General features: G+C 60.2%; 19 protein-coding genes and 2 pseudogenes. 8 read left to right on the top strand and 13 right to left on the bottom strand.

The genetic code is table 11. The features are described from left to right. Positions 1-17 precede the first annotated feature (17 nt). On the top strand, positions 18-1286 hold the full coding sequence (locus tag BM403_RS00105) for an MFS transporter (protein WP_093541096.1): 1269 nt from the start codon (positions 18-20) through the stop codon (positions 1284-1286). Here the strand turns inward: BM403_RS00105 and BM403_RS00100 are convergent. After that, positions 1237-2034, bottom strand: coding sequence for a DNA/RNA non-specific endonuclease (locus BM403_RS00100; protein WP_015885058.1), 798 nt, complete (start codon positions 2032-2034; stop codon positions 1237-1239). The two genes, BM403_RS00105 and BM403_RS00100, sit on opposite strands and share 50 nt — an antisense overlap. A 157-nt stretch (positions 2035-2191) precedes the next feature. On the opposite strand from BM403_RS00100, the gene BM403_RS00095 reads away from it, so the two are divergent. Continuing rightward, on the top strand, positions 2192-3253 hold the full coding sequence (locus BM403_RS00095; protein WP_093541094.1) for an SDR family oxidoreductase: 1062 nt from the start codon (positions 2192-2194) through the stop codon (positions 3251-3253). On the opposite strand, the gene BM403_RS00090 is transcribed toward BM403_RS00095, so the two are convergent. From BM403_RS00090 to BM403_RS00075, 4 genes are all read right to left on the bottom strand, one after another. Then, entirely contained in the window at positions 3250-4269 is a 1020-nt protein-coding gene (locus BM403_RS00090; RefSeq protein ID WP_046036696.1) for a sensor histidine kinase, read from the bottom strand. The genes BM403_RS00095 and BM403_RS00090 overlap by 4 nt on opposite strands. 8 nt (positions 4270-4277) lie before the next feature. Then, positions 4278-5738 carry an ATPase domain-containing protein gene (locus BM403_RS00085; RefSeq protein ID WP_046036697.1) on the bottom strand — a complete coding sequence of 487 codons (1461 nt, stop codon included), beginning with the start codon at positions 5736-5738 and terminating at the stop codon, positions 4278-4280. Beyond that, positions 5735-6169, bottom strand: a complete 435-nt coding sequence (locus tag BM403_RS00080; RefSeq protein WP_046036698.1) for a hypothetical protein — start codon at positions 6167-6169, stop codon at positions 5735-5737. The genes BM403_RS00085 and BM403_RS00080 overlap by 4 nt, the downstream gene beginning before the upstream one ends. Positions 6170-6230: 61 nt before the next feature. Next, on the bottom strand, positions 6231-7442 hold the full coding sequence (locus tag BM403_RS00075) for an MFS transporter (RefSeq protein ID WP_015885063.1): 1212 nt from the start codon (positions 7440-7442) through the stop codon (positions 6231-6233). A 123-nt stretch (positions 7443-7565) separates the two neighbouring features. Between BM403_RS00075 and BM403_RS00070 the strand changes: the two genes are divergently transcribed. Continuing rightward, a complete protein-coding gene (locus BM403_RS00070) occupies positions 7566-8270 on the top strand; it encodes a TetR/AcrR family transcriptional regulator (protein ID WP_046036700.1) in 705 nt (234 codons plus the stop codon). 51 nt (positions 8271-8321) lie between these two features. Here the strand turns inward: BM403_RS00070 and BM403_RS00065 are convergent, their stop codons facing one another. Further along, positions 8322-9365 (bottom strand): NAD(P)-dependent oxidoreductase, encoded by a 1044-nt coding sequence (locus BM403_RS00065; protein ID WP_093541092.1) that lies wholly within the window; start codon positions 9363-9365, stop codon positions 8322-8324. 120 nt (positions 9366-9485) lie between these two features. Next, positions 9486-10382, bottom strand: a complete 897-nt coding sequence (locus BM403_RS00060) for a LysR family transcriptional regulator (protein WP_015885066.1) — start codon at positions 10380-10382, stop codon at positions 9486-9488. Between the two features lie 122 nt (positions 10383-10504). Here BM403_RS00060 and BM403_RS00055 point away from each other — a divergent pair, with 122 nt between their 5' ends. The 3 genes from BM403_RS00055 to BM403_RS00045 all read left to right on the top strand — a co-directional run bounded on the left by BM403_RS00055 (position 10505) and on the right by BM403_RS00045 (position 13763). Then, complete coding sequence (locus BM403_RS00055; protein ID WP_046036702.1) at positions 10505-11170, top strand: RraA family protein; 666 nt, start codon at positions 10505-10507, stop codon at positions 11168-11170. Continuing rightward, positions 11167-12372, top strand: coding sequence for a pyridoxal phosphate-dependent aminotransferase (locus BM403_RS00050; RefSeq protein ID WP_093541090.1), 1206 nt, complete (start codon positions 11167-11169; stop codon positions 12370-12372). The genes BM403_RS00055 and BM403_RS00050 overlap by 4 nt, the downstream gene beginning before the upstream one ends. A 95-nt stretch (positions 12373-12467) precedes the next feature. Then, entirely contained in the window at positions 12468-13763 is a 1296-nt protein-coding gene (locus BM403_RS00045) for a cation:dicarboxylate symporter family transporter (protein ID WP_093541088.1), read from the top strand. A gap of 223 nt (positions 13764-13986) precedes the next feature. Here BM403_RS00045 and BM403_RS00040 read toward each other — a convergent pair whose 3' ends face one another. Then, positions 13987-14445: an Hsp20 family protein gene (locus BM403_RS00040; RefSeq protein ID WP_015885070.1), complete on the bottom strand. Its 459-nt coding sequence runs from the start codon at positions 14443-14445 to the stop codon at positions 13987-13989. A 223-nt stretch (positions 14446-14668) separates the two neighbouring features. Here BM403_RS00040 and BM403_RS31255 point away from each other — a divergent pair. Further along, positions 14669-14767 (top strand): annotated as a pseudogene (locus BM403_RS31255) (LysR family transcriptional regulator); the annotation flags it as partial. 46 nt (positions 14768-14813) lie between these two features. On the opposite strand, the gene BM403_RS00035 reads toward BM403_RS31255, so the two are convergent. Together BM403_RS00035 and BM403_RS32395 are read right to left on the bottom strand one after the other, a co-directional pair. Further along, entirely contained in the window at positions 14814-15608 is a 795-nt protein-coding gene (locus tag BM403_RS00035; protein WP_093541086.1) for a hypothetical protein, read from the bottom strand. Between the two features lie 250 nt (positions 15609-15858). Next, on the bottom strand, positions 15859-15987 hold the full coding sequence (locus tag BM403_RS32395; protein WP_232504881.1) for a hypothetical protein: 129 nt from the start codon (positions 15985-15987) through the stop codon (positions 15859-15861). A gap of 35 nt (positions 15988-16022) precedes the next feature. Between BM403_RS32395 and BM403_RS00025 the strand changes: the two are divergent. Beyond that, positions 16023-16373, top strand: a pseudogene (locus BM403_RS00025) (transposase); the annotation flags it as partial. Between the two features lie 486 nt (positions 16374-16859). On the opposite strand, the gene BM403_RS00015 reads toward BM403_RS00025, so the two are convergent. From BM403_RS00015 to BM403_RS00005, 3 genes are all read right to left on the bottom strand, one after another. Beyond that, positions 16860-17318 (bottom strand): DUF4279 domain-containing protein, encoded by a 459-nt coding sequence (locus BM403_RS00015; protein ID WP_198409082.1) that lies wholly within the window; start codon positions 17316-17318, stop codon positions 16860-16862. Next, positions 17315-24400 carry a two-partner secretion domain-containing protein gene (locus BM403_RS00010; protein WP_093541084.1) on the bottom strand — a complete coding sequence of 2362 codons (7086 nt, stop codon included), beginning with the start codon at positions 24398-24400 and terminating at the stop codon, positions 17315-17317. Before BM403_RS00010 ends, BM403_RS00015 begins: the two co-directional genes overlap by 4 nt. A 33-nt stretch (positions 24401-24433) precedes the next feature. Continuing rightward, positions 24434-25111, bottom strand: a 678-nt coding sequence (locus tag BM403_RS00005; protein ID WP_139237931.1) for a ShlB/FhaC/HecB family hemolysin secretion/activation protein, incomplete at its 5' end; no start/stop codon positions are given.

Here is a 25111-nt window from a genome sequence, read left to right as displayed (position 1 = left end):
GAGTAAAAAATACCGCCATGAGTTTCCTCGGCACCTTCCGCTCGCTGCGCAGCCCCAACTACCGCATCTGGGCCGCGGGTGCGTTGGTGTCCAATATCGGCACTTGGATGCAACGCACCGCCCAGGACTGGCTGGTACTCACTCAGCTCACCCCGCACAACGCCGCCGCTGTCGGCATCGTCATGTCGTTGCAGTTCGGGCCGCAGTTGCTGCTGTTGCCGTGGACCGGGTTTGCCGCCGACCACTATGACCAGCGCAAGCTGCTGATCGTCACCCAGGCGGTCATGGGCTTGCTGGCGCTGACGCTGGGGGTGTTCACCATCACCGGGTTTGTCGAGCTGTGGCACGTGTATGTGTTCGCGTTCCTGTCCGGCTGCGCGTCGGCGTTCGATGCGCCGGTGCGGCAGATTTTCGTCGCGGAGCTGGTGGCCGAGAAGGACTTGTCCAACGCCATCGCGCTCAATTCCACCTCGTTCAATATGGCGCGCATGATCGGCCCGGCGGTGGCCGGCCTGACCATCGCGTCGGTGGGCACCGGCTGGGCATTCCTGCTCAACGGCAGCAGTTTTTTTGCGGTGCTGGCGTCGTTGTTTTTCCTGCGGGTGTCGGGGCAGCACGCCAAGGTTCGCGCCCTGCGCACCAAGGGCAGCCTCACCGAGGGCTTGCGCTATGTGTGGGCGCGGCCGGACTTGAAGGCGATCCTGCTGATGCTGTTTCTGATCGGCACCTTCGGCATGAACTTCCCGATTTTCATCTCGACCATGGCGGTCCGCGTGTTCGATACCGATGCGCGCGGCTATGGCCTGTTGTCTTCGACGTTGGCCATCGGCACCATCGCCGGCGCCTTGATCGCGGCTGGCCGTGAACGGCCGCAGTTCAGGTCACTGCTCAACGGCGCGGCGATCTTCGGGATCGGCTGCACGTTGGCGGCCCTCGCGCCGAACTACTGGCTGTTTGCCGTGGCGCTGGTGATCATCGGCGTGGGTGCCATGACCTTCAGCAACACCACCAACAGCCTGATGCAACTCACCACCGAGCCGGCCATGCGCGGTCGGGTGATCGCCCTGCGTGTCGGCGTGGCCCTGGGCGGCACGCCGATCGGCGCGCCTATCGTCGGCTGGGTGGCCGACCACCTCGGGCCGCGCTGGGCGCTGGGGGTCGGCGCTGTGTCGGGCATCCTGGCGGTGGGTGTGGCGCTCTATACCCTCAAGCGCCAGATGGATCGGCTCGCGTCGATCACGTCCGCCCCACCGACCCGGAAACCGGAAGATTCCCCAACAACTTGAGCCCGGTGCTCTTCACGAAGGTGTCGTAGTCCATCGGCTTCTGGATGCGCGTCTCAGCATTGGGCAGCACATACGCCCAGGCGCGCCGGGACGAGGCGTCGTACACCAGCTTGAACAAGCGCGTCGGCACCCAGACCTTGTTTTTACCGATGGTGCTGTAGCCGGCGTCGAACAGCGGGCCGGTAAACACGTACACATCGCCGCCGGAGCGCTGGGCAAACTTGCGCACGTCGGCCTCGACCTTGCTCCAGATCTTGCGGTTGTTGGTGGGGTCTTGCGGCACCATGTTCGACAGCGCGAAGGATTGAGCCATGGCATGGGCGTTGGGCGCATCGGCGGCCGGGGCCTGGTGGCCACGGTCCACGGCCGGGTGCTGGCTGCGGTAGTCGCTCAGCTCGGCGCGCCCGGCCTTGGGGATGCGTGGGTCGGGGTAGAACTGGTTGGTGCGCTCCTCGCCTTTTGCGTCTTTCAACTGCGTGGCATTCAGGCGTTCAACCACCACCAGCGGGGTCTTGCTGGTTTGCGAGTACAGCACCGCGAAGGTGTCGGAGCACAGGGCCAAGGGCTTCATCGACGCCGGGACGGTGGCCATGTTGATCGGGGTGGTGGCGGGAAAGAGTTGGGCGCAACCGTCAAACGAACTGCGTTGCTGCGTGGGGGTGTAGGGATTGGCCAGGCTGCGTGCGTCTACAGCGGTGGAGAGTAAAACGAGGGCCGACAGCCCGACTGCAATCTTGCGTAGGTACATGCGTTAGATCTTATGGTGAGGGTAAACGGACGAGCGCGAATGTTCGTGCGGGGCGTATGGACCCTGATATACCGGTTTGGTGCCGCAAGGCTCACGGATAAGGTTGAACCTCTCCTACACGCCAGGGCTCAGAACCCTACATCCTAGGGAGAATTGTATGACCCAGACCGCACTCGTCGTGGGCGCCAGCGGCATCGTTGGCAGCGCCACCACCCAGTTACTGCTCGATAACCAGTGGCAGGTTGCCGCGCTGTCCCGTAGCCCGTCCCAGATACCCGGCGTGATCCCGATAGCCGCCGACTTGCAAGACCCGGCCTCAGTACAGCAGGCACTGGCCGAGTTGAACCCCACCCATGTGTTCATCACCACCTGGTCGCGCCAGGCCACGGAAGCCGAGAACATCCGCGTCAACGCCGCCATGGTGCGCAACGTGCTGGACGCCGTGCGCCCGGCCGGCACGGTGCAGCATGTGGCCTTGGTGACCGGTTTGAAGCACTACCTCGGCCCGTTCGAAAACTATGGCAAGGGCAGCCTGCCGCAGACCCCGTTCCGCGAAGAACAAGGCCGCCTGGACGTGGAGAATTTCTACTACGCCCAGGAAGACGAAGTGTTCGCTGCGGCTGAGAAAGACGGCTTCACCTGGAGCGTGCACCGCCCGCACACCGTCACGGGCGTCGCCGTGGGCAATGCGATGAACATGGCGACCACCCTCGCCGTCTACGCCAGCGTGTGCAAACACACCGGGCGCCCGTTTGTGTTCCCAGGTTCGCGTGTGCAGTGGGACAGCCTCACCGACATGACCGATGCCCGGCAACTGGCCCAACAACAGCTATGGGCGGCGACCACACCGACGGCGGCGAACCAGGCGTTCAACATCACCAATGGCGATGTGTTCCGCTGGCAATGGATGTGGGGGCAAATCGCCAATTACTTTGGCCTCACCCCGGCAGACTTCCCCGCCCAGCCCTGCCCGCTTGAGCAGCAGATGGCCGATGACCAGTCCGCCTGGAGCCAGATGGTTGCGCAGCATGGGTTGAAAGAAGCCGACATCAGCCGGCTCGTCTCGCCGTGGCACACCGATGCCGACCTGGGGCGGCCGATCGAGGTGGTCACGGACATGTCCAAAAGCCGCCAGCTGGGTTTCACCGCTTACCAGGCCAGCGACCAGGCGTTTTTCGCGGTGTTCGATCAGTTGCGCGCCGCGCGGTTGATCCCTTAACCCGACAGGGGCAGCATCACCACAAACTCGCTGCCCTTGCCATGCCCCTCACTCTTGCCCGTCACCGTGCCGCCATGGGCTTCGACCAGTTCGCGCACCACGGTCAAGCCAATGCCCAGGCCGGCACTGTTGAAACCGATGGCGTGGGCGTCTTGCACATAAGGATCAAAAATGAACGGCAAGGCCTTGGCGGTTACGCCAATGCCGTTGTCGGCAATGCTGATCTTCAGCTGTCCGGCCTCCGCGGTCACCACCATCGCAATGGTGCCGCCCGCCTGGGTGTACTTGGCCGCGTTGCCCAGCAGGTTGTGCAGGATCTGCGCAAGTCGCACGGGGTCGCCGTCCACGGTCAGGACGGCGTCGGGCAGCGCCACGTCGAATTGCTGTTTGCGGGAGATCATCACCGGGCTGCAGGCGTCGACGGCAGCATTCAGGATGCGCAGCATGTCCACCTCACGGCGGTGGATGCGCAGTTTGCCGGTGCTGGCGCGTGAGACATCCAACAGGTCGTCGACCAATTGGGAAATATGCTGCACCTGGCCTTCGATCAACTCGCGCATGCGCGGCAGTTGGTCGCTGGGCAGCCGCACCATGCGCTCGGCAATCAGGCTGATCGGCGTCAGCGGGTTGCGCAGCTCGTGGGCGACCATCGCCAGGATGCTTTTTTGCTGGCCCAAAGCCTGCTCCGCCGTGGCCTGCAGGTCCTGGGCGCTGAGTGCGGCGATCACCAACTGCGCGTTCGCTTCGCGCAGCGCCTGAAACAGCGGCTGATCCTCGACCTGGGGGGCCGCAACCGCGTCGGATTGCGCCAGGAGTATCGCCAACACTAACTGCTGGTTGGCCTCGATCAGTTGCTCGACGTGCTGGGAATCCTCCAAACGGCTGTTGGCGTCGTCCAGCTGTTGCTGCAGCGCGGCCAATACCGCGCGGGCTTCAACGGTTTTCTGGCCGAGCAGGAAGAGTTCGTGGGCAGCATTGGCCACCTTACGCTCCTCCTCTCCAGGCGTATTACTCATGGGTCAGCTCAAACATCAGGGTCTCCTGTGCGCCGGGTGGTCGGGCGTCCACCGAGCAGCCCCTCCTGGTCAACGAGCATCTCGCCGATCTGCAGGCCATCGTCATTGATGTGGTATTGGCGCAGCTCGTCGCAGTGGGCGCTGGCGCGCACTTTGACCACGGCCATGATGCGCAACAGGCGGCTGCGCACTTCGATGTAGCGCTGCACGATGATCGCGTCGGTGAGGAACGCCGTGCCGTAGGGGCTGAAGCGCAGGTCGGTGTAGCGATCTTCCAGCTCCGACGTCATCAACACACTGACCCCGGCGCGGGTCAACGCGGTGACCATGCGCGACAACGACTCGCGGAAGTCGGCGCGAAAGGTCGGCGCCAGGGCCAACTCAAAGCCCGACAGTGAATCGATGACTACCCGCGTGGCGCTCAGGCGGCTGATTTCGCTGAGCAGCAGTTGGACAATCTCATCAATCGACAGGTCCGGCGCCCGGCTGTCCACCAGACCAACCTTGCCGCAGAGGATCAAGTCAGCGAGCGTGGCGTTTTGCGAGTGATTGGGGCGTTGCTCGAACACCGCGATAACCCCGGTTTCGCCATTGCGTGCGCCTTCGGCCAGGAAGGTGGCCGCGAGAATGCTTTTGCCCGACCCCGAAGGCCCCGCCACCAGCAGCGAATAACCTCGGGGCAAGCCGCCGCCGAGCATCTCGTCGAGGCGTGGCACGCCCATTTTCAGGCGTTGCACCGGCAGCGTCATCGGCGTCTCGACCGGGTTGAGCGGGGCCGGTGCGAACACCTTGATGCCCGAACTGGCGATCCGGAACGTGTGCAGCCCCGGCAAGGTCGGCTGGCCGCGCATCTTCATGATTTCCATCTTGCGCACCATCGAATTGCGCTCGACGCTCTGGCGCAACCAGATCAGCCCATCGGCCACGGTGAAAATCGGGTTGGTGTCGGTTTCGGTGAAATACTCGCCGATCAGGAAGGTGGTCGCCTGCCAGGTGGTCATCAACATGCCCAGTTGCTGAACGAACTGCGGCAGGTTGTTGTTGGGGTTGTGCTGGGTCTGGCTGGCCAGCACCACCGAACGGAAGGAGTCGACAAACACCAGTGACGGTGAATGCGCCTCGACTTCGCTGACGATGCGTCGCAGCACTTCATCCAAATCACCGGCCAGGGTGTCATCGGCCAGGTTGATGTAGCGGATCGACTGGTTGATCGCTTCGTTGTCGAAAAAGTCGAACTGCTGCTGATAACGCAGCATCTTCAGCGGCGGCTCGCCCAGCACGGTGAAAAACAGCGCAGGGCGTTCAGGTGTCGCCAGGGCGAACATCATCTGATGCGCCAAGGTGGTCTTGCCGCAGCCGGGCGGGCCGGCGATCAGGTTGAACGAAAACTCCGGCAAACCTCCGCCCAGCACCTCGTCCAGACCTGGCACACCGGTAGCCAGGCGGTTGATAGTTACTTTGGTGCTCATGGCGATTTTTCCTGCGAAGGGGTGTCGCTCAAAGAAGGTGCCCATACGTCGCGCAGTAAACGCGCGGTCAGCGAGGGCCCGATCAGCGTGGTGAGCAAGGCGTAAAAGGTGGTCAACAGCTCTTCACCGAAAAACAACGCATCGGCTTCGCTCTGCTCGAGCAATAGGGCTTTGAGTTCGGCCCGATCCGGCGCGGCCTGCACGCGATCATGCACACCGGCCAGTCGCGCATGCTTCGAGGCGCTGAGGTGCAGGCTGCGACGCAACAGCGCGACACAGCCTTGCTGCCCGATAATGGGGGTGAGTGCTGCGTCCATGTCCTGCAATATCGACATGATCGCCTGGGCGATGCCTGCAATATCAGCGGTGGGACCAACACGGTGCGCCAGAGAAGCTACGATCTGGCGGCTCTCTTCGCTTTGTGTGGACATGAAGGGCTAATATCCGATGAATTGAGACCCAGCGTACACCCTATGGCGCTCGACCGAAGGTTTAATGGGCCACTATTGCCTCAGCGGCCCGTCGGCCGGGCTTGAAACCATGGGCGCTGGCACCCCAGGCAATCGCCAGGGACACGCCCACCAACACCAGCATCGCCCACGGAAACGACGCCACGCCCCAGGTATCCAGCAATACCCCGCCGACCACGCCGCTGCCGGCAATGGCGCTGTTCCAGGCCACCACGTTCAACGACAACGCCACATCCGCGCCATCCCCCGCTGCATCGGCCAGCGCGGTTTGCAGCAAGGTTGCCGCGCCGCCAAAACTCAGGCCCCAGACCGCCACACCGAGGTACACCACTTCAGGCACGCCACCGAAAAAGCCCAACACCAGCGAGACGCCCCCAAACACCGCCAGGCTGGCCAGGACCGTGTTGCGCAAGAGCGGCTCCACCAACCTGGCCGCGATCCAGATCCCCGCCAACGCGGCCATCCCGAACACCAACAGCACCAGGTCAACCCGCTCCGCCAAGCCGGCAGGCGCCACGAACGGTGCAATGTAGGTGTACAGAATGTTGTGCGCCAGCATCCACGTCATCACCACCGCCAGCACTGGCCGTACGCCCGGCGTCGTCAGCACCTTGCCCAACGACACGCGTTGATGCGCAGGCTGGGGCGCGTAGTCCGGGACTTTCACCAGCACCCACGCAATCAGTACCAGGCTCACGGCCGACATCAGGCCGAAGGTGGTGCGCCATCCCACCCACCCGCCCAGCCATGTACCCAGCGGTACACCCAACGACAGCGCAATCGGCGTGCCGACCATCGCCAACGCCAGCGCCCTGCCCTGTTGATGGGGCGCGACCATACGCCGGGCGTAACCGGCCAGCAGGCTCCAGGCCAACCCCGCCGCGACACCGGCAAAGAAGCGTGCCACCAGAGTCACGCCATAGTGGGACGACAGCGCCGTGATGGAGTTGAACAGCAAAAAGCCGACGATGGTCAGCAGCAACACATTACGCCGGCGCCAGCCGCGGGTGGCGATGGTCATGGGGATCACTGCCAGCACCGAGCCCAAGGCATACGCGGTGACCATCTGCCCGGCCATGGACGGGGAAATCGCCAGGCCGTCGCTGATCAACGGCAAGAGGCCGGCGGGCAGGGTTTCGGTGACGATGCAGATAAAGCCGGTCATCGCCAGGGCGAGCAAGGCGCCGATGGGCAGACGGTCGGATGACGCCGATAAGGTCAATGAGGGGGTCACGGGCAACTCCTTGAGCGGAACTTAAATACTGATCGATACAGATGTTGCGGGCGTACGCCATGCGTTGTCAACGACTTATGTATCGACTAGTATTTATCTCGCTTCCCCACCCGGAGATCAGACATGGCACAGATGGGCCGCCCCCGCACCTTCGACCGTGAACACGCCGTGGAACAGGCCATGCACCTGTTCTGGCAGCACGGCTACGACGCCACGTCACTGGCCCAGCTCAAGGCCGGCCTGGGCGGCGGGATCTCCGCGCCGAGTTTCTACGCAGCCTTCGGTTCCAAAGAAGCGTTGTTCGACGAATGCGTGCAGCGCTACCTGGCGACCTACGCCCAGGTCACTGAATGCCTGTGGGACGAAAACCTGCCACCGCGCCGGGCCGTTGAAACCGCACTGCGCCAATCCGCGCGCATGCAGTGTGAAGACGGCCACCCCAAGGGCTGCATGGTGGCGCTGGGCGTGATGAGCGCGCCGAGCCCGGAGAATGCGCGGGTGGCGGATGGGTTGACGCAGTCGCGGCTGCGTACGCGGGCGGGGATTGTGGCGTGTGTGGAACGGGCGATTCGTCTGGGGCAGTTGCCGCCCACGGTTAACCCGGCAGTGATGGCGTCGGTGTTTGATAGTTTCCTGCAGGGCGTTTCGATTCTGGCGCGCGATAACGTCCCGCACGCCACCCTCGACGCAGCGATCAGCCAACTCCTGCTGACCTGGGATATTGCGGCCTCCCTCGCCTCCCCTGTGGCGAGGGAGCTTGCTCCCGTTGGGACGCGCAGCGTCCCCACATCGGCTGATACAGGTGCGTCAGGGACGGCGCGTTCCTGAGGGCTGCGGCTGCTGCGCAGCCCAACGGGAGCAAGCTCCCTCGCCACAGGCTCACGTGAGGCTGAACGCATGGATCTTGTCGACAATCTGCCGTGAAGCCCTACGGATCGCCGTCGTCGTATTGCCTGCGATATGCGGTGTGAGTTGGGCAGTGCCGACGCCTGCCAGGGGCGAGTTGAAGCGGTCTTTTTCCAGCGCGAAGGTATCGATGGCGACCGCTTTGATGTGCCTGGGAAACGCGGTCATGAAGCTTGCCAACTGGGCTTCATCGACGATGCCGCCGCGAGCGGTGTTGATCAGCACCGACCCTTGGCGCATTTGCCTGAACTGGGCAAGCCCGAACAGGCCTCGGGTGAGCGGTGTCAGCGGGACGTGGATAGAGACCACGTCGGCCTCCCCCAGCACGTGCTCGAGGGTTGGTCGTCGCTCAAGCCCAAGGCTGCGCGCGGCCTGCTCGGTAAAACGTTCGGAACCGGTGGCGATGACCTTGATACCGAGCGATCCCGCTTTGCGTGCGACCTCTTGAGCAATGCTGCCCGTGCCGACCAACCCTAGCGTGAGTTCGCTGAATTCGAGGCTTGGCGCCAAGGTGCCCTTGGACCAGCGACCGCAGTGCGTTTCAGCGTTGTAGTGGTCCAGGTCTCTGGATAAAAACAACGCCTGGGCCACCACATAATCGGCGACCGCCGCCGCGTTGGCGCCCGGCGTGTTCAACAAGGTCACGCCACACCGCTGCGCCTCTTGCTGGTCGATATGGTTGAGGCCTGCACCGGCTTGGGCGATAGCGCGCAGCGGCGTGGGCAAGGCCGGTGATACGGCGGCGCGGATCAGTTCGCCGTCCATGGGAATATTCAGGCGCGTCTTGAACACGCTGTACCCCCCGGCCTGAGTCACGGCATCGATGAACGCTTGCCTGTCGTGGCCGTTGATCTCGGTGTACCGCAGGCGCTCGCCATAGTGTCGGCGAATGCTGTGTTTGTCCGCGAAATAATAGAGATTGAGGGTGACCACCAGGCCCAACTCAAGTAAGCGGTCAACTTCCTCAAATAACAATGGAGGGCCGGGTGCATCCAGTATCAGGGTGGTAAATGCCATGCGCTTGGACCTCTTGCTAGAGAGAGGAGCGGGTCGATGCATCGTCAAGAACGTTGAACTTACGCCATCACGCTACCGAGACACAGGCATACCCACCGGCCTGGCCACGTTCCACGTGCGCTAAAACAACAGGCGCGAAAAATTGCAGCACGCCTGCGCCATCCGCGCCACGTCCTGGTTCAAGCCAAATTGCCGATCCACCCGGTGCAGCGCCACATACTGAATAGTCGGCAATTCCGGCTGCGTGACCAACGCGCGCAACGCCCCTTGCTCGATCAGGTGGGACAGACACGCCTTGGGCAAATAGCTCACACCGATCCCCGACAACGCCAACCCCACCTGCACCAGCAGGTTATGGCTGGTGAGTGTGCGTGGCATCTGCACGTTGTGCGCGGCCAGCCAGCGCTCGTAGATCAAGCCGGTGCCCGACTGTGAACCCTGGGTCAACACCGTGTAGTTGGCCAGGGTTTCAAGGCTGACAGGGTCTGCGTCAGGGATAAGACCCGGCGAACAGATCCAGGCGTTTTCCACGCATTGCAGCGCGGTGCTGTGGAAACGCGGATCGCTGTACACGTCGGGCACGATCACCAGGTCCAGTTGGTCGCTTTCCAGTTTGCGGAACAGCTCGCTGCTGAGTTCCACAGACGGCTCGATTTGCACCTTGGGGTAGGCCTGGCGCAGCGCTTCCACCAACGCCGGTAACCAGGTGAGCGCGGTGAGTTCAGTGACGCCCAGGCGAAACCTGCGCACCAGCACCTCACGGGCGCTGACCCGTTCCAGCAATTGGTCGCGGCTGTTGAGCAGGTCACGGGCGTAGTCGAGCAGCTCGCCGCCCTTTTCCGTCAGCCGGGCATTGCGCTTGCTGCGGTCGAAAATCTCGACGTCGAAGGTGTCTTCCAGCTCCTGGATACGCTTGGAGATGGCCGACTGCGACATGTTCAGCTTGTTGGCCGCCGCTTCGAAGCTGCCCAGTTCAGCGATCCAGTACAGCGCGTCGATTTGCTTGAAGGTGATCATGGCGGAGCGCTCATGAAAAAAAGCGATGCTAACACATCATAAAATATCGCTAAAACTCTCCGATTATCACTCCTAAGATCTGGCCATAGCCCGTTGCTATCCAACGATTCTGGAGATTTGCCATGTCCTTGCCCGGTTCACGCATCCTTCCCAACGCCCCCATGGCCTCGGCCGAATTGGTCGAGGCCTTCGCCCAGGTGGTCACCCCGCACATCAGCGACAACCTCGGCCGGCACATCGGCGCCCGTGGCCTCACGCGCTACAACCGCACCGGCAAATTGGTCGGCACGGCGATCACGGTAAAAACCCGCCCCGGCGACAACCTGCTGATCTACAAAGCCTTGAGCTTGCTGCAACCCGGCCATGTGCTGGTGGTGGATGGCCAGGGCGATACCAACAACGCGGTGATCGGCGAGTTGGTAAAGCTCTACGCCCAGCAACGCGGCTGCGTGGGGTTTGTGATTGATGGGGCGATCCGCGATGTCGCCAGCTTTGAGGACACCCCGTGCTATGCCCGCGCCGTTGTGCACACCGGCCCGTACAAAACCGGCCCCGGCGAAGTGAACGTGCCGGTGTCGATCGGCGGTATGATCATCAACCCCGGCGACCTGCTGGTAGGCGATGAAGACGGCCTGGTCGCGTTCTCCCAGGCAGACGCCGCCGAAGTGCTGCGCCGCGCCGCGCAGCATGCCGAACATGAAGACGCCGTCAAAGCCGAGATCGCCAGCGGTGCCGTGCGCCAGAGCTGGATCGACAAGGTCCTGGACAATGCAGGGTTGGCGCCATGAAGCACTTTTTGTCTGACCGCGTCCTGGGCATCGCGCCCTCCCCCAGCATTGCCGCCAATGCGCTGGTGACCGAGTTGCGCGCCCAGGGCCGCGATATCGTCAACTTCACCGTAGGCGAGCCGGACTTCGACACCCCGGCGCATATCCTTGCAGCCGCCGGCCAGGCGATGCACAGCGGCGACACCCATTACACACCAACCACCGGCACCCTCGCCCTGCGCCAGGCCATCTGCCTCAAGCTGCAACGGGACAACGACCTGGCCTACGGGCTGGATGAAGTGGTGGCCGGTTGCGGCGGCAAGCACATCATCTATCACGCGCTGGCCGCCACGCTGAATCGAGGTGATGAAGTCATCGTGCACACGCCTTACTGGGTGTCGTACCCCGATATCGCACGCCTCAACGATGCAACGCCGGTGATTATTCCCGGCGACGAAAGCCTGGGGTTCAAGCTGTCGCCCGACGCCTTGGAACAGGCGATCACCCCGCGGACCAAATGGGTGATCCTCAACAGCCCGAACAACCCCAGCGGCGCGGTCTACAGTGAGGCCGACCTGCAGGCGCTGGCACAGGTGCTGCGGCGTCATCCTCACGTGCTGATCATGGCCGACGAAATCTACGAGCACTTCGTGTATGGCGAAGCCCGGCACGTGCCATTGACGCGCCTGGCGCCCGACCTCAAGCCGCGCACGCTGATCGTCAACGGTGCCTCCAAAGGCTACGCCATGACCGGCTGGCGCCTGGGTTTTGGTGCCGGCCCCACCTGGCTGATCGCGGCCATCGCCAAGCTGCTGTCGCAAACCACCACGTGCCCCAGCTCGTTGAGCCAGGCGGCTGCGGTGGCTGCGTTTGCCGGAGACCAGGCGCCCATCGCCGCGATGCGCGAGGAATACCAGCAACGCCACGCACGCATGCTGACCCTGCTGGCGGGCATCCCCGGCGTGAGCTGCACCCCGCCGGACGGCGCGTTCTACGTGTTCGCCAACGTCAGCGCACTGATGGGCAAGCTCACCCCACAAGGCGATCGCCTCGACAGCGACACCCAACTGGTGGACTACCTGCTGCGTGACTACGGCCTGGCCACCGTGAGCGGCGCAGCATATGGCATGTCGCCCTATGTGCGCCTGTCCTTCGCAAGCTCGTTAGAAGCGATCGAAGAAGGGTGCCGTCGTCTCAAGGACGCTTGCCGCGACCTGCGCTGACGGTTTCCCGCTGCACCCGGCGACCCACGGACGGCCGCTGTTTTGACTGCCTAGAACAACAACTTAAAATCATTGATCTCAAATGAGGCATTCCTATGCACACGCCCCGTATCGCGCTGGTATGGCAAATCATGATCGGCTTGCTCGCCGGCATCGCCCTGGGTGCCCTTCTGCACCGCTTTCCCGAATCCCGGCCGTGGCTGGTGGACAATCTCTTGCAACCGGCGGGCGACATTTTTATCAAGCTGATGAAGATGATCGTGGTGCCTATCGTATTCTCGTGCATGGTGGTGGGCATTGCGGGCCACGGTGACGGCAAATCCCTGGGCCGGATCGGGGCGCGCTCACTGGGGTATTTTTTCTGCATCACCACCTTGGCGATCATCGTCGGGCTGGTGCTGGGCAACCTGCTCAAGCCGGGCGCCGGCACGGAATTGTCCAGCCTGCACGCGGCGACTATCACCCTGCCCACCAGCAATGGTGGCGGCCACAGCCTGGGGCAAATCATCGTCGGCATCATCCCGGACAACGTGATCAACGCCATGGCCCAGGGCAGCCTGTTGTCGGTGCTGTTTTTTGCGGTGATGTTCGGGTTGGGTGTGGCGCGCTTGCCCGCCGAGCGCAAAGACCCAGTGATTGCCCTGCTACGGGGCGTCTCGGATGCGATGTTCAAGGTCACCTCGATGATCATGGCCTACTCGCCCATCGGCGTGTTCGGCATGATCGCGGTGACCGTGGCCAACTTCGGTTTCGGCTCACTGATGCCGCTGGCCAAGTTGATCATGGTCAGCTACGTGGCCATCGCCTTTTTTGTACTGGTGGTGCTGAACCTGGTGGCACGCCTGTGCGGCATCAACTTGTTCGCGCTGATGCGGCATATCAAGGATGAACTGGTATTGGCCTTCTCCACCGCCAGCTCGGCGGCGGTGATGCCGCAACTGATGAAGAAGCTCGAAACCTACGGCGTACCGCCTTCACTGGTGAGCTTTGTGGTACCGGTGGGGTATTCGTTCAACCTCGACGGTGCCTCGCTATTCCTCGGCATCGGCACCTTGTTCGTGGCGCAGTTGTACGGTATCGACCTGAGCTTTGGGGACCAGGCGCTGCTGGTGGTGACGATGGTGCTCACCTCGAAAGGCGCTGCGGGGGTGCCAGGGTTTATGTTCGTGATTCTGTCGGCGACCCTGGCCAGTGCCGGGTTGCCATTGGAAGGGATCGCGTTCATCGCGGGGGTGTATCGCTTGATGGAAATGCCGACGACCGCCCTGAACGTGTTGGGCAATGCGCTGGCGCCGTTGGTGATTGCCAAGTGGGAGGGCCGGGAGGCACGGGCTGCGCAGCAGCAAACAGCCCAAACACTCCCGGATTGTGGTGTGCAGAACAAGCCGTGATCCCTTCAGCTAAGGGAGAACCACTGTGCCAGTGGCGAGGGAGCTTGCTCCCGTTGGACTGCGCAGCAGTCCCAGGTCTGTCATGCAACAACGGGGGCCGCTTCGCGCCCCAACGGGAGCAAGCTCCCTCGCCACAGGTTACTTTGCACCGTTTGGGCACCGCGACATCGTGTATGAAGACCACGAATAAAGGCGCTCCAAAGAGCGCCTTTATTCATTTCAGTCACTGCTCGCTGATGGACTTCACATCCGCCTTCGCAGCACCCCCAATCGCAATACGCTTAGGCTTGGCTTCCTCCGGTACGACCCTGAGCAGGTCAATGCTCAGCAAACCATTGGAAAGCTGCGCGCCCTGCACTTCAATGTGGTCGACCAGGCGGAACGACAGGCGAAACGCGCGCTGGGCGATGCCCTGGTGCAGGTAGGTGATGCCTTCATTGTGCTCGCGCTTGCCGCCGGCGACGGTCAGCACACCTTTTTCCACCTGGATATCCAGGTCATCCTCCACCAGGCCTGCGGCCGCGATGACGATTCGGTAGTGGTCATCGCCGTGCTTTTCGACGTTGTGAGGTGGATAGGTGGTACCGGCCTCGCTGCGAAGCGCCGATTCGAAAAGGTCATTGAACCGGTCAAAGCCGACGGAGTGGCGGAACAGTGGGGCCAACGAAAGAGTAGTAGCCATTGCAAAATTTCCTGAGTTTTCTCCAAGTGATTAAGTACGCGACCCGGATTCGGCATCGCGTAAAGCCTAAGTAGGTTCAGGCGGAAAAATTTCAAGCGGGGTCCGTAAAATTTTTTTATCTGGGGTCATGATCCCCCGAAGAAAGGCTGACGCACCGGCGCGCAAGGATCGTTGTGGGATCGACCAAAGCGACACTGTGAGCCCCTATCTCAAACATTTCAGGTTGATGCGCATGGCTATCGAGGGCTATGGCCTTGCCTGGTTGCCGCAGAGTGCGGTGGTGGATGAACTGGAGCGCGGCGTGCTGGTGCGCGCCGGGGGGTGATAATCACGCAAGACGTAGTGCTCGGACACTTCCCCCCTCCTCCTTACGCTAAGTTACGCAGGGCTGCTTCAAGCAGCCGCACTGCGTTCTGAGCCTCAGCGTTGGCGGTAAGCGTTGCGTTCGAAACATAGCCGCCGTTAGCAGCACCTTCTGCGTCCACCGCTGAAGCCGTCTGGACCGCCGTAGACCTGGCCTGAACCAGGTTTTGCTGCAACTCTCGTCTAAGAGTGGCTTGTTGTGTCACTCTCGGATCTTCCTTGCCGCCCTTCAAACCGACATCCCTCTGCCAGCCTCCATTCCCATCGGATACAACGCGCGTGGCGCTCTGCTTATAGGCCCCCGTCTTGGTATCCAGAAGATAAAGCGAGTGCGATTGACGGGGGTTCGCAGGCTCCTTGAAGTAGTAAGTTGAGGCATCGCCCGCTAAGACGAAGGGTTTGAATCCATGCTTTTGTGATTCATTCAGTGATGGGACGGTAGGTGGGCGCGACGCAATTGGCAAAGTGGCGGGTTGCTCTCGCAGCAAAGAGGGTAGAGATGCGGAATAAGGCAGTGCGGCGCTGGCTTTCAGGTTGTTGGATTCCTGAACAATAAATGGGTGGTTACGGATGAATAACTGCTGGGATGACGTTTGCCAGCAGACAAGCCAGTGGTGGGTTGGCAGATAAGGCCAGTTCCACCGCATCCAAAATGGATCCATGACTTTATTTTTCAGGAGTCGGACAAACGCCCGCTTTACGGACTCAGCGCTATGGCATTGAGGATCGTTGTCTAAGGCAACGACCTGTGCGTTGGCCAGGGAGGGCTGGGTCAAATCCAAGGCAAAAAAAGCCTGCATCTGTGCAGGCTTCTCTTTATGTCGCTATTTGCGCTCCATGAGCTGGATTCGAACCAGGGAGCCAATGATTAACAGTCATTTGCTACTGAGAAATCACAGCGGTGCCACGAAAAACGTGGTGGAGGCGTACATCGAATCTATAGCTCAACAAAAATAAAAACTGCCACGCGTCAAAAATAGTCGCGAGTCAGCGCGAAGTCAAAGCAGCAAAATTTCTTGGCCTGTAGGAAAAGTGGATAGCTGCAGCCAGTCACCGCATCTCCTCCAGCGCATACCGCACCTGGTCGACATCCACGTGCACGTATTTCAGGGTGGTACTGATGCTCCGATGTCCCAAGAGATCCTTGACGATGTGCAAATTACACTTGGGCTGCCTCATCAAATCGGTGGCAATCGTATGCCTGAATCGGTGTGGGCTCACATGGGCGTCAATTCCTAGGCACGTGGAACGGCAAGCTGGTCTGTAACGACTTCGCCGGCTATAAGACAAGCTTCGAGTTGGGCATCACTGAAATCGGCTGAATGGGCCCCGCGCGCCGCAAGTTCTTCGACCTGCACGTCGCGAATAAAAAGCCAGTTGGCGGAGCAGGTGCTTCAATCGATTGGCGGGCTGTACGAAGTCGAGCCACACTCCAAGGAAATGAGCCACGAAGACCATTGGCAATTGCGCTAGGAAACGGCGGTGCCCATAGCTGAAAACTGCATGAGTAGATGCTGGCCCAACGCGAACTCGTGCCCGAGGGATCTGCTACGGCCAAGGCCCTGCAACGCATACTGAACACCACCACGCGTTCCCGTGACCGTCACATTCGTTTCCCTGAGTCCCTTCGTATAATCTAAATCAATAGTATTACCAGCAGAGTCCGTAATGAACCTGTGTGTATTTGGAGCGTTAGCAGTTGCTTTCGGACCAACCAAAGAGCCAAAAATCACGAAGCTCTAACGACCCTGACCACGACCTCGGTATGCGTGTGCGGGTCGGAATGATATTCCGCAGGCTTACCTTGGTTCCCATACCCGTGGTTAGTGTAATACGTTCTTTCAACCTGCCGGCCATACTGGTCGTACTCGATCACAGATTCTTCCAGTTTCCCAGTCGCTGGGTTGTACCTCTCCTGTGTCACACTCCCTGTTCCAGGAGTCGTCTGAAACGGTTTCTTTCCGGTAAATACCTCGCCTGGAAACGTTCCTTCATTTACAAAAACTTTCCCACGCCCGTCGCAGCTGTATCTGCTACCTCTTTTGCACCAACTAACTTTCGACAAAGTAAACATCAAAAGAGCATTCTAAATCCAAATCCGCCAGAGCTCTCATTTGCTCCGGCCAAAGCACAGGACCACTATGACCTAGCAAGGAAAACCACACACATTTCAACGTAATTTTAACTCCATCAATTTTTTGAACTGTTCTCAGCGATTCACGATGCGGAGAAATTTTTTCAACTATCCAGTCAATGTGCTCTCTAAGATCTTTTGACAATACATATCCTTCGGTAGACAAAAACCAACCAGAGTTTTTTACCTCTCTTGTTAGCCCACGACTATTTGTAATTTTCTCACCAGCGACATTAATTAATGTTGGCCGAACCTGCATGATATTAGTGATTTCATCGGGGTGCCTCTCCCCAGGGTAAATCATCAACCTTACGTAGCACTCAGCACATGTTTCATAGTCCGACGAAACAGGAGTAATCCTAGAGTTTTTACTCATGGCAGATAATCTCTAATATTTCCAATAACCTCGCCAGCTTTACCTACATAATCCCCATTGTCTAGTATTCTGCCATGAAAATTATTAGGAAGCTTTCCAGCGTCAGCTTTTAATGCCTCAAGTGCTCTGCCCCATTCACGCGGAGCTAAACTTTCACCAAAATGCTCATTCAGTGCGTTAGCTGTACTCTTATTGAGAGTATTACCCCCAGTTTGCAAAACATTCGGGACTCGCCCAGATGCACCTACACTGGAAGGAACAGGTAATGGAAGCCCTTCAGCATCAACCCACGTCCCATTTATTAGCTGATTGCCTTTTGCACCGGCTACTATCTCCTCTGCCGCAGCTCCTGCCCCCTCGGCGACTGCACCTCCAGCTTTCGCACCAATCTCTGACGCGCCACCCGCACCGGCCCTGGTCCCCGCTCCAGCTAATGCTTCACTTGAAGACTTACTGAACATCCCAGTGATTCTAGCTATGAACCCCTCGGCAGCCCCGCCCAGCAATTCAGGGACAAGCCCCATCAGGATGAATAACGATATTTCCGCTTTGAGCTTATCGACGTCAGACGGCGTATTCTGCGGTGGCAAGCCATCGTCATTAAACTGATCGGTAGGGTCAAGGTGAAACCCCTGATCATTGTACTTTTCCGCCGTGCCGCCAATCAGGCTACCTGTCTCCGGGTTCCCACCTGCGGCTCCCGCAGCAATCAAACCAATGATCTGCGCTGTTCCGATCTTCAACTGGCTTCCTGCGGCACTTAGGTCGGCCGCCTCAAAGCGTGAGCTGACATACTCCGCCAACAAGCCATTCGCAATAGGCGTCAGCCCTTGAGCCACACCGCCTGCAATGGCTCCACTGGCAAAACTCTCTCCGCGAGCCTTGGCGATCAGGCCACCCAATGCCGCATGCAGTACCAGCTTCTCAGCTATCTTGGGGGCAACGTCCAGATTCGCCGCCAAGTCACCAATCTTCTTGTTCCCGATTGCGGCACCTAGCTCAATGCCTTCACCAATGAACGCCTCTCCAAGATTCGAACCTAAACTTCCGCCGGTAATGACCGTAGAAACACTGCCGTTGATGAGTGCATGGGTGCCACTTCTCAGGAGAGTATTGGCCCAGTTTTCCGGTTTGAGCATGCTTGAGGCATAGCCAGGATTCTGTATCGGCCCGCTGGAGACAACTGTTGAGCCGCCATTAGTCGCTCCACTCGCATCGGAAAACCACTTGGTGTCTGCATAGTCGATTAGACCCGCCGTCACGCCCGCAACAGCAGCGTTTTTCAAGCTGCCCGCACTGAACGTTTCTTTGATTGCCAGCCCCAGGTTGCCCTTGTTATCAATGGTGCTGGTGACGGCAGTGGTGCTTAAGCTCGTTGCAACGGCCAAGTTGGCGCCCTGCAACCCGAAACCTGCTGGGCCCATGATGAACGACATCAAGATTGCGATGGCAATCTTTGCCCCCGCCCCCAACCCAGAAGACTCGTATTTGAAGCTATCGTGAATTTCTTTTACTTGGCGCCAATCGATATCGCCCCGAGCTTCCGCCTGCTTCATCCAAGCAAGGTTCGGATCAGCTTGAACCATCGCGTCGATGGTTTGGCTAACGCTCTGTTGATCGACCTGTTTGATGTCAATACGAATGCCTTCGGCCGCTTTAATGACAAGCTTGCCTTGAGCGATCAGAGCGCTTTGCCGAAGGGTCTCATCCGTTTTCCCTTCGCCTTTCATCTTGTACCAAGCCAAGTCACCCTTGCTCTTGGTATGGCTCTCATCGTGGAAGTCCTTCACGCCCTCAAACACGATGCGGCCACCGCTATCCAGTGTCAGGTCCTTTCCGCTGTCCAGGGTTGCCACTTGATAACGTTGATCGCCGCCGCTCTTGAGCGTGAGATCGCCGCCCGTCTTGATTTCACTCCCGACGTTCGTGTGCTGTGTTACCTCATCCCGTTTAGCAGCGTTACTCCCCCAACTGCCCTTCTTGGTCATGTCATAAAGGGAGTAGTCGCGATTGAGCTCAGCCAGTAAATTCATCTGGTTACCGGCAACAAGATACGCTTCATTACCGGCGTTGATTTTGCTGGCGACCATCGTCACGTCGTTCAGCGCAGCGACGTTTACATCTCCACCGGCATCAATCGTCGTACCCTGCTGCCGAATATGGTCTTCCTCCTGATTGACCTTCTTGCCGCTGCGTTTATAGCGATACTCAGTTGATTCTTCGTTGGCAGCCGCCAGGAGGTTCACATCCTTGCCAGACAGGTTGACGTCGCTCCCCGCCTTTACATGGCTGGCGACCATCGTCAGCTCATTCGTCGCCACAACATCGAGATCCCCACCGACCTTGATCTCACTGGCATGCTGCACCGTCTGGCTTTGTTCCCAAAAATGCCGTTTGTCCTGACGCATAGACCCGGTCTCTTCGCGAGCCGCCGCAATCACCACGTCATTACCCGCGCTCAACTCCGCGTTCTTTCCTGCTGTAATGGCCCCGCCCACATTCAGCAGATCCCGCGCGGCGTGCATCGTCAGGTTGTTTCCGGCTTCAATGCTTGCGGCGCTATCCACAACCGCAGTCTTGGAGCTGAATCCTTTTCCACTGTTTTCAATCGTGGTGATGGTCCGGTCATTGCGGATGTCCCCAGTCAACGTGCTCAGCTCAACATCCTTGCCCTTGAGGATGCCGCCTTGCATGTTCACCAGGTCCTTGCCCGCCACCAGCTTTAGCTTCTCCCCAGCCTCGGCTAGCCGCGTGTTCACCAGATTGTTACCCGCGGCTGCCGACAGATTTTCACTGGCACGCAAGGTCCCGGCGTTCTTCAAATCCGCCCCGGCAATCAGCGTCACATCCTTGCCTTGAATCAACGCCCCATCCGCCGTCAGGCGGTTGTTCGCCTGAGCCATGTACAACACCGGTACCAGCACGTGCTCGCCATTGATGACCTGGTCTTCCATCCAGACGATGTCGTGGGTCAGCGCTGCGACTTGTTGGGAGGTGAGGGTCACGCCGACGGCGAGGTTGAGTTGCTCCTTGCTGGCGATGGCGTTGTTCATCAGGTACTTGAACATGCCTTCATCGGTGGTCTGGCCGTCGATGAACCGTTGGCCCGTGCGGGCGGTGACGGCTTGTTGGATCAGGCGTTGCTCGTAGAGGCCATCGCCCAGGCGCCTCCAACTGGTTTCCGGGTCGTAGCCGAGCTTGCCCAGCAGGTAGTCCGAGCTCATGAATTGCTTTAGGTCGGTGAGCGCCGGGTCTGTGACGACCATGTATTTCGGCCCGGTGATGACACGGCTGGCGTCCGAAGCTTGGATGTTGGCCTGGCTCAAGTCTTGGCTGCTTTTGGCAGCAGCGGCGCTGTCGACCAGATGAAACAAGCCGCTCTGGCCGGTCGGAAGCGTGAAGCCGGGCATGGTGGTCGGGTTGACTTGTTGTTGCGCCAGGTCGGGTGGCAGTTGCGGGTTGAGCACAACGACTGCGGGCTGGGCTACGGTAGTGGCGCCGCCCTTATCCCCGACCGGTTTGGGCGGTGTGAACTGCACGATGCTGCTGTTTTCCAGCTGCTGGGTTGCCTGGATATTGACGTTACCGGCGGCCTGAATCACTGCCGCTATCGGATCGCCTGGGGTCACAGTGGTGGTGTCACCCACGAGGCTGAACGAGTTGAGCGCGCCAACCGGCAATACTTTTGGGTTGGGCTGGGCGTTGTAGGGGTTGATCCAGTTGGCGCGGAAGCGCTCATCAGTGCCGTCCGTCACTCGGCCTGTGTTCCAGGTACGCGTGCGTGTACTGATACCGGTAGTAGCGCCGATGTTGGCGAAGTTGTCGGCGGTGATCAGCAGATCCGCGCCCGAGGCCATGGTGCTGTATTTATTGAGTACGCTTGAACCGTCGACGGTCAGCTTGGCGCCACTCTGGATCGAGGAACTGGCCGAATCTGTCGCCACCACACTTTTGGAGACTTCGTGTGCCACATAGTCGACGTTGTGATGATCACCACCGCAGTCGTAGCACGTCACGCTGAGGTAGCCCGACACCGCCTCGTCGATCGTACTGAACACATCCTTGCGGTTGATCACACTGTCGCTGCGTACCAGCACATCGCTGGCGGCTTCGATATGGCTGGAGATGTTTTCCAGCGATCCGCTGCGGGCGACGCCATCGCGGCCCATCATACTCAGGCCGCCTAGGCTGTAGATGTCGGCGTAGTAGTTGGTGAGATTCTTGAAACGCAGCGCCATGTCGGTGCCGCTGAAGATCAGGCCGCGATCATTGCGCACGGCATCGGCGTTCAGCTCAACTGCTCCAGCACCACCGAGGGTACCGGTGTTGATGACGTTGGTAGCGGTCAGGGAAAACGCCCCGCCACTGGTGATGCGCCCGGCATTGGTCCACGTGTCGCCCTTACCGGTGAAACTCTGGCTGGCGGCAAGCTTGCCGGTGGCTGCCTGATTGAACTGGCCTACGGTGACGTTGAGCACATCAGCTTGAACGTCTGTGCTGTTGTCCCAGGTCGCGGCGTCGACGGTCAGTGTGCCGGCAGTGGCGACGCTACCACCGATATTGCTGAACTTCGCCAGATCAACGCCAAAAGTGCCGGTGCCGACATGGCGGACATTACCGTCGGTGTTCTTGAAGCTGGCCATGCGCAGGGACACGTCATGGTTGGCGGCTTCGATCATGCCGCTCTGGTTATCCAGTAACTGCGCGCTGGCCACGCTGGCGGTACCTTGCTGACCAAGAGAACGCAGCTTGCCGTTCTGGTTGTTGATGGAGGCAGCGTCAATCACCAAACCGCTGCTGCCTTCGACCAGGCCAGATTGGTTGTTTAGCTCGCCGGTCAGGCCGAAATCGATGGCATCAGCGGCCGCACGGCCTTGGGTGTTGTTCAGATCGGTCGCACGTACGGTCAGGAATTGCTTTGCCAGCAATGCACCGTTCTGGTTGTCCAGGATAGAGGTGGTGATCTCGGTATCGCCGGTCAGGGCGGAAATCTGGCCGCCGTTGTTGAGCACCGACTGTTGCGCGCCCAGGTTGAGCGACTGGGCCTGGATCAGTCCCGCTTCACTCGGGGCCGTCAGTGACTTGCCGTTGTCCAGCACCGTCGCCAGGGTGGTTTTAAGCGTGCCCGCAACGCTGGCCAAAACGCCGCCCCGGTTATCAACGTTGTTGGCTTCAATGTTGAGGTTATCGGTCTGGGTGATGACGCTACCATCTTGGTTATTCAGTCCACCGCTCAAGGTGGCGGTGATGCCACTCTGGCTGAGCAGGCTACCTGTGGTGTTGTCCACCGCACCGCCATTGATTGTCAGGCCCTGCTGAGTGCTGATGATGCCTTTGCCGGTATTGGTCAACTGCTCGTGAGCTGTGAGGGCCATGGCATTGGCGGAGGCGATGTAGCCGTCGAGGCTATTGTCGATGGTGTCGGCGGCCAGCGTGAGCTGGCCTTGGCTGATCAGTTTGCCGCCTTGCTGATTGAAGGTTTTGGCGGTGGCGAGGATGTCTCCCTGACTGGTGATCTGGCCCTTACCGTTTTCGACGGTGGTGCCGCCCAGAGTCAGTGCGCCTTTGGCGGTGATTTTGCCGCTGCTGTTGTCGAGGCTGGCCACGTCCAGGCCGAGGGTGTCCTGGCTGCTGACGACACCTTTGGTGTTCTTCACCGTTGCCGCTGTCAGTGTCTGCTCACCGCTGCTGGCGAGGGTACCGTTGTCGCGGTTATCGAGCGTACCACCGAGGGTAGTTTTGACCGTACCCTGGCTTATCAGGGTGCCGCCGCGATTGTCGAGGTCCTGGGCGTTGAGGACCATCCCGGTGTTCGCCGACAGCGTACCGGCGCGGTTGTCGAGGGTCTCGGTGACGGTGGCCTTGAGGTCGCGACTGGCGATGACGCTCTGGCCACGGTTGTCGATGTTCTTGGCGGCGAGGGTCACATCACCGGTTTGGTTGCGGGTGTTCTCCGGGGTGACGCCGGCCTCGATCATGCCCAGATTGTTGAGCTGACCGTCGCTGGCCAGCTTGACGCTGTCCTGAGCCGCGATGGATCGGCGGTTGGTCAGCGTGCCTTGGGTTGTGGCTTCGACACGGGTACCGGCATAAATCGCATCTTGGGCATAGAGACTCCTGGCGTTAATGACAACCGCTTCAGCTGCAGTGGCTTGCGCCAGGCTCAGGTCCCCGTTGGCCTCGAGTTGAATATCGCCACCGCTGGCGACCATTTTTCCATCGAGTTTTACCCCTACGCCGGCTTCGCTACTGACCAGCCTGATGGCACCGGCGTACATACCGCCCAACGCCGAGGAGTCGATGGCCAGTTGCGGCTTAGTCGCCGGGGCTGCAGCGCGGGCGGTGGCCTTGAGGGTTTTCGCGTCGACGTCATTGGCGCCGGCGATGATCGTCAGGTTCTTGGCCTGGATTTCGGCATTGATCTTGGCCGAGCGGGTGATGATCTCGAAGCGGTCGATGTTGTTCGCGTTGAGCTCTGCGCCCTCAACGGTGACGCTGCCTTGATCGACTTGATAGCGACTGACCTGCCCGTTTTCAATTACTGCTTTGCCGGTGGTCAACGTGGCTTGCGGGGTGTTGATGAAGCCGCAACCGTTGCAGGTAATGCCATACGGGTTGGCCACGATCACATGCGCCGACTGCCCCGCCACTTCGGTAAACCCGCGCAACTGGCTGGGGCTGCCGCCGTTGACCTCGTTGAGGATCACGCTGGCAGCCGTACCATTGAGGTTCTGGTTACCGAGTATGATCCCGCCCAACTGGGTCGACTGGGTCCGACCGGTCGCGTTGTTGAGGATCACGCCCTGCTGACCGACGTTGTAATCCTGGAATTGGTTATGCGACAGCCCACTGCCATTGGGCGCGGCAATGTTGACGATAGGCACGCCGTTGCCCGCCTGACCGAGCGTCGTCCCCGGCGCGCTGACCACAATCCCGTCCGCCTGGGCCAGCAACGGTTGCCAGAACATCGCGTTGGCCAACACTAACGCCAAGCCACGCTTGGGCAATCCAAGGAAGTTGGAACGACTTTTCAGGGCCGCAGAAGGTTGGCGCGCGAGGAAAGCGAACTGGCGAACGTCCATGTGTTTTCTCGATGCCCGAGGGGCGGTAAAAATTTAAAGGAAGAAATCCAGGCGGAAATAGATCGGCGCTTCACGTTCAGTGATCGGCCCCGGGCGTTCCAAAGAGTGTGCAAAGGTCACCGTGGCCGCGACGTTCTGGCCGCGCGCGAACAGGTCCACGGAGTTGCTGGTCATGCGCCCGTGCTGTTCGGCGTTGTAGCGGCCATGGCTGATCACGCCCTGGTCGTAGCCGAGGCTGGTGCCGTATTCGCTGAAGACTGGCTGCATCCAGGCCCAGGTCACCGGACGGCTCCAGCGCAGGTCATTGCGCCAATAGCCGCCGCTGTCGCCGCTCAGACTCTGGTCCTTGTAGCCGCGTATCGACGACTGCCCGCCCAGGCTCATGCGCTGCGGGCTGAACAGCACGTCTTCGCTACGTTGGCCGGTCATCAGGCTGCTGAAACTGAACGACTCGCCCCACAACTTGAACGGGTACAGGTAGCTCAGGGTCGCGGTGTATTTGCGGTAGCGCGCATCGGCCTGGCCAGGGCGTGGGTTGTGATTGGCCTGGGCGTCGAACGCGCCGATGCCGTCCTGCATGCCCAGGTCGATGTTGAGGAACGAACCGCCAATACGTCGGCCATGGTTGATGCCGAATTGGGCTTCGCTGAGGCGGTTGCTGCTCAGGGCGAGTTTGCTGTCTTCGATGAAGTTGTTGGTGCGCAGGTAGGC

Source organism: Pseudomonas sp. OV546 (assembly GCF_900116845.1).
Taxonomy (GTDB): Bacteria; Pseudomonadota; Gammaproteobacteria; order Pseudomonadales; family Pseudomonadaceae; genus Aquipseudomonas; species Aquipseudomonas petroselini.
The sequence above is the reverse complement of the archived record's forward strand: the minus strand, read 5'-3'. Positions and strand labels throughout refer to the sequence as shown.